This is a genomic window from Streptomyces sp. SM10, assembly GCF_002910915.1.
In the GTDB taxonomy this organism is placed as follows: Bacteria; Actinomycetota; Actinomycetes; order Streptomycetales; family Streptomycetaceae; genus Streptomyces.
The window spans coordinates 1-4,596 of sequence record NZ_NEUF01000180.1 but is presented as its reverse complement, the minus strand read 5'-3'; the positions used below and the strand labels follow the sequence as shown (position 1 = coordinate 4,596).

At 73.5% G+C, this 4,596-nt stretch carries 2 protein-coding genes and 1 pseudogene; 2 read left to right on the top strand and 1 reads right to left on the bottom strand.

Annotated elements, in window-relative coordinates; translation table 11 throughout:
* Both B9S57_RS30070 and ffh read left to right on the top strand, forming a co-directional pair.
* Positions 1-2,350 (top strand): [protein-PII] uridylyltransferase (locus B9S57_RS30070; RefSeq protein WP_258036700.1); only part of this gene is annotated, 2,350 nt, incomplete at its 5' end.
* A 121-nt stretch (positions 2,351-2,471) separates the two neighbouring features.
* Entirely contained in the window at positions 2,472-4,019 is a 1,548-nt protein-coding gene (ffh, locus tag B9S57_RS30065) for a signal recognition particle protein (RefSeq protein ID WP_103760332.1), read from the top strand.
* Positions 4,020-4,079: 60 nt separating this feature from the next.
* Here ffh and B9S57_RS30060 read toward each other — a convergent pair.
* Positions 4,080-4,596, bottom strand: a pseudogene (locus B9S57_RS30060) (SAM-dependent methyltransferase); the annotation flags it as partial.

Genomic DNA, 4,596 nt, shown 5'->3' with positions numbered 1-4,596 from the left:
GCGCCGTGCCGCCCTCGCCCGGCTCACCGACGACTGGCTCACCGGCCTGTTCACCGCGGCCGCCGAGCGGGCGGGCGTCCGCGGCGCCGCGCTCGTCGCCGTCGGCGGATACGGCCGCGGCGAGCTCTCCCCGCGCAGCGACCTCGACCTGCTGCTCCTGCACGACGGCACCGCCGACGCCGGGGCCGTCGCCGCCCTCGCGGACGGGATCTGGTACCCCGTCTGGGACCTCGGCCTCGCCCTCGACCACTCCGTACGCACCCCCGGCGAAGCGCGCAGGACCGCGGGCGAGGACCTCAAGGTCCAGCTCGGACTGCTCGACGCGCGCCCCGTCGCGGGGGACCTCGGCCTCGTCGCCGGGCTGAGGACCGCGGTCCTCGCCGACTGGCGCAACCAGGCGCCCAAGCGCCTCCCCGCACTCGACGAGCTCTGCCGCGAGCGGGCCGAACGCATGGGCGAGCTCCAGTTCCTCCTGGAACCCGACCTCAAGGAGGCCCGCGGCGGCCTCCGCGACGCCACCGCCCTGCGTGCCGTCGCCGCGTCCTGGGTCGCCGACGCCCCCCGCGAGGGACTCGCGGAGGCACGCCGCACGCTCCTCGACGCCCGCGACGCCCTGCACCTCACCACCGGCCGGGCCACCGACCGCCTGGCCCTGCAGGAGCAGGACCAGGTCGCCGGCGCCCTCGGCCTCCTCGACGCCGACGCCCTGCTGCGCCACGTGTACGAGGCCGCCCGGACCGTCTCGTACGCCACCGACGTGACCTGGCGCGAGGTCAACCGGGTCCTGCGCGCCCGCTCCGCACGCCCGCGGCTGCGCTCGCTCCTGGGCGGCGGCGCCAAGGCCGCACCCGAACGCACCCCGCTCGCCGAGGGCGTCGTCGAGGCCGACGGAGAAGTCGTCCTCGCGCGCACCGCACGCCCCGAACGCGACCCCGTGCTCACCCTCCGGGCCGCCGCCGCGGCGGCCGAGGCCGGACTGCCGCTCTCCCGCCATCTCGTACGCCACCTGTCCACCGCGGCCCAGCCGCTGCCCGTGCCGTGGCCCTCCCAGGCCCGCGAGGAGCTCGTCACCCTGCTCGGCGCCGGTGAGGCCACCGTCGCCGTCTGGGAAGCCCTCGAGGCGGAAGGCATCATCACGCGGCTGCTGCCCGACTGGGAGCGGGTCCACTGCCGGCCGCAGCGCAACCCCGTCCACACCTGGACCGTCGACCGCCACCTCGTCGAGACGGCCGTCCGCGCCTCCCACCTCACCCGTCGCGTCGGCCGCCCCGACCTCCTCCTGATCGCCGCCCTGCTCCACGACATCGGCAAGGGCTGGCCCGGGGACCACTCCGTCGCGGGCGAGGTCATCGCCCGCGACATGGCGGCCCGCATCGGCTTCGACAAGCAGGACGTGGGCGTCGTCGCCACGCTCGTACGCCACCACCTGCTGCTCGTCGAGACCGCCACGCGGCGCGACCTCGACGACCCCGCGACCGTCCGCTCCGTGGCCACGGCCGTCGGCACCGCCTCCACCCTGGAACTGCTGCACGCGCTCACCGAGGCCGACGCGCTGGCGACCGGCCCCGCGGCCTGGAGCTCCTGGCGGGCCTCCCTCGTCACCGATCTCGTCAAGCGCGTCGCCGCGCTCCTGGCGGGCGAGGAGCCCCCCGTACCGGAGCCGCTCGCACCCAGTGCCGAGCAGGAGCGCCTCGCCATCGAGGCCCTGCGCACCCGCGAGCCCGTCCTCTCCCTGCACACCCGGCCCGAACCGGCCTCCGAGGACGGCGAACCCGCGCCCGTCGGCGTCGAACTCCACATCGCGCTGCCCGACCGGCCCGGTGTGCTGCCGGCGGCGGCCGGGGTGCTCGCCCTGCACCGCCTCACCGTGCGGGCCGCCGACCTGCGTGCCGTCGAGCTCCCCACGGAACTGGGCGAACCGGCCGGCCTCCTCGTGCTCAGCTGGCGGGTCGCCGCCGAGTACGGCTCGCTTCCCCAGGCCACCCGGCTCCGCGCCGACCTCGTACGCGCCCTGGACGGCTCCCTGGACATCCGGGCCAGGCTCGCCGAACGCGAGGCCGCCTATCCCCGGCGGCGCGGGGTGAAGGCTCCGCCGCCCAGGGTGACCGTCGCCGCAGCCGGCTCCCGCCTGGCCACGGTGATCGAGGTCCGCGCCCAGGACGCCCCGGGACTGCTGCACCGGATCGGCCGTGCGCTGGAGCGGAGCGCGGTGCGGGTGCGCAGCGCCCATGTCTCCACGCTCGGAGCCAACGCCGTGGACGCCTTCTACGTCACGGACGGCGACGGCGAACCACTGTCCCCGGAACGTGCCGCGGAGGTGGCCCGTGACGTCGAGAAGGAGCTGGGCTGACCCCCTGCCCCGGGCCCGTTCGTCACGAGAAACGGGCGAGGGCTTTGCGTTCTCCGGGGTCCGGATACCCTGGAGGACGACTGACCCGCCCCGCCCCCGACCCTGAGGACCGACGAGCGCCGTGTTCGATACTCTCTCCGACCGCCTTAGCGCGACTTTCAAAAACCTCAGGGGCAAGGGCCGCTTGTCCGAGGCGGACATCGACGCCACGGCTCGCGAGATCCGTATCGCCCTGCTCGAGGCCGATGTCGCCCTCCCCGTGGTCCGCGCGTTCATCGCCAACGTCAAGGAGCGGGCGCGCGGCGTCGAGGTCTCCCAGGCGCTGAACCCCGCCCAGCAGGTCGTCAAGATCGTCAACGAGGAGCTCGTCTCCATCCTCGGAGGCGAGACGCGCCGGCTCCGGTTCGCCAAGAACCCGCCCACCGTGATCATGCTGGCGGGTCTGCAGGGTGCCGGTAAGACGACCCTCGCCGGAAAGCTCGGCCTCTGGCTCAAGAGCCAGGGCCACTCCCCGCTGCTCGTCGCCTGCGACCTCCAGCGCCCCAACGCCGTCAACCAGCTGAGTGTCGTCGCCGACCGCGCCGGTGTCGCGGTCTACGCTCCGGAGCCGGGCAACGGCGTGGGCGACCCGGTCAAGGTAGCCAAGGACTCCGTCGAGTTCGCCAAGGCCAAGGTCCACGACATCGTCATCGTCGACACCGCCGGACGCCTCGGCATCGACGAGGAGCTGATGCGGCAGGCCGCGGACATCCGCGACGCCGTCAGCCCCGACGAGATCCTCTTCGTCGTCGACGCGATGATCGGCCAGGACGCGGTCAACACCGCGGAGGCCTTCCGCGACGGCGTCGGCTTCGACGGCGTGGTGCTCTCCAAGCTCGACGGTGACGCCCGTGGTGGTGCCGCCCTGTCGATCGCCCACGTCACGGGCAAGCAGATCATGTTCGCGTCGAACGGTGAGAAGCTCGAGGACTTCGACGCCTTCCACCCCGACCGCATGGCCTCCCGCATCCTCGACATGGGTGACCTGCTCACCCTGATCGAGCAGGCGGAGAAGACCTTCAGCCAGGAAGAGGCCGCCAAAATGGCCTCCAAGCTGGCGTCGAGCAAGGGCAAGGACTTCACGCTCGACGACTTCCTGGCGCAGATGGAGCAGGTCCGGAAGATGGGCTCCATCTCCAAGCTGCTCGGGATGCTGCCCGGCATGGGGCAGATCAAGGACCAGATCAACAACATCGACGAGCGCGACGTCGACCGCACGGCCGCGATCATCAAGTCGATGACGCCCAAGGAGCGCGCCGACGCGACGATCATCAACGGCTCGCGCCGGGCCCGTATCGCCAAGGGCTCCGGTGTCGAGGTGTCCGCGGTGAAGAACCTCGTGGAGCGCTTCTTCGAGGCCCGCAAGATGATGTCGAAGATGGCCCAGGGCGGCGGCATGCCCGGGATGCCGGGCATGCCGGGCATGGGTGGCGGCCCAGGCCGCCAGAAGAAGCAGGTCAAGCAGGCCAAGGGCAAGCGCAAGAGCGGCAACCCGATGAAGCGCAAGGCCGAGGAGGAGGCCGCGGCGGCCCGCCGCGAGCAGGCGGCGCAGGGCGGCGCGTTCAACCTGCCCGCCCAGGACGACAAGAACTTCGAGCTGCCGGACGAGTTCAAGAAGTTCATGGGCTGACCGGCCCGCACACGTCACGGAGGGGCGCCCCGCACCGCGGGGCGCCCCTCCGCCGTCCCGTCACGTCACGCAGACCAGGTAGCGGAAGACGTTCGGCATCCAGACCGTGCCGTCCGGTCGCAGATGCGGGTGCAGGGCCTCCGCGACCTCCTTCTCGACCTGGGTCCGGTCGGTCGCCCGTATCGCCGTGTCGAACAGCCCCGTCGACAGCAGGCCGCGCACCGCGCTGTCCACGTCCGCGTAGCCGAACGGGCAGGACACCCGGCCCGAGCCGTCCGGCTTGAGCCCGGCGCGCGCGGCGACCTCTTCCAGGTCGTCCCGCAGCGCCGGCCGCCAGCCGTTCCCCGAGCGCGGGACACGCGCCGACTCGGTGAGCCGGGCCGCCACCCTCAGCACCGGAGCCGTGGCACACCGCTCCGGCGGCCCCCAGCCGGCCAGCACCACCGTGGCTCCGCGCACGGCCAGCGGCACGGCGGACGCCAGAGCGGGCGCGAGGCCCTCCGCGTCGCCGGCCGCACAGCCGATCGGCTGGAAGGCGGTCAGGAGGTTGTACGGTGCCTCACCGTCCGCGAGGGCG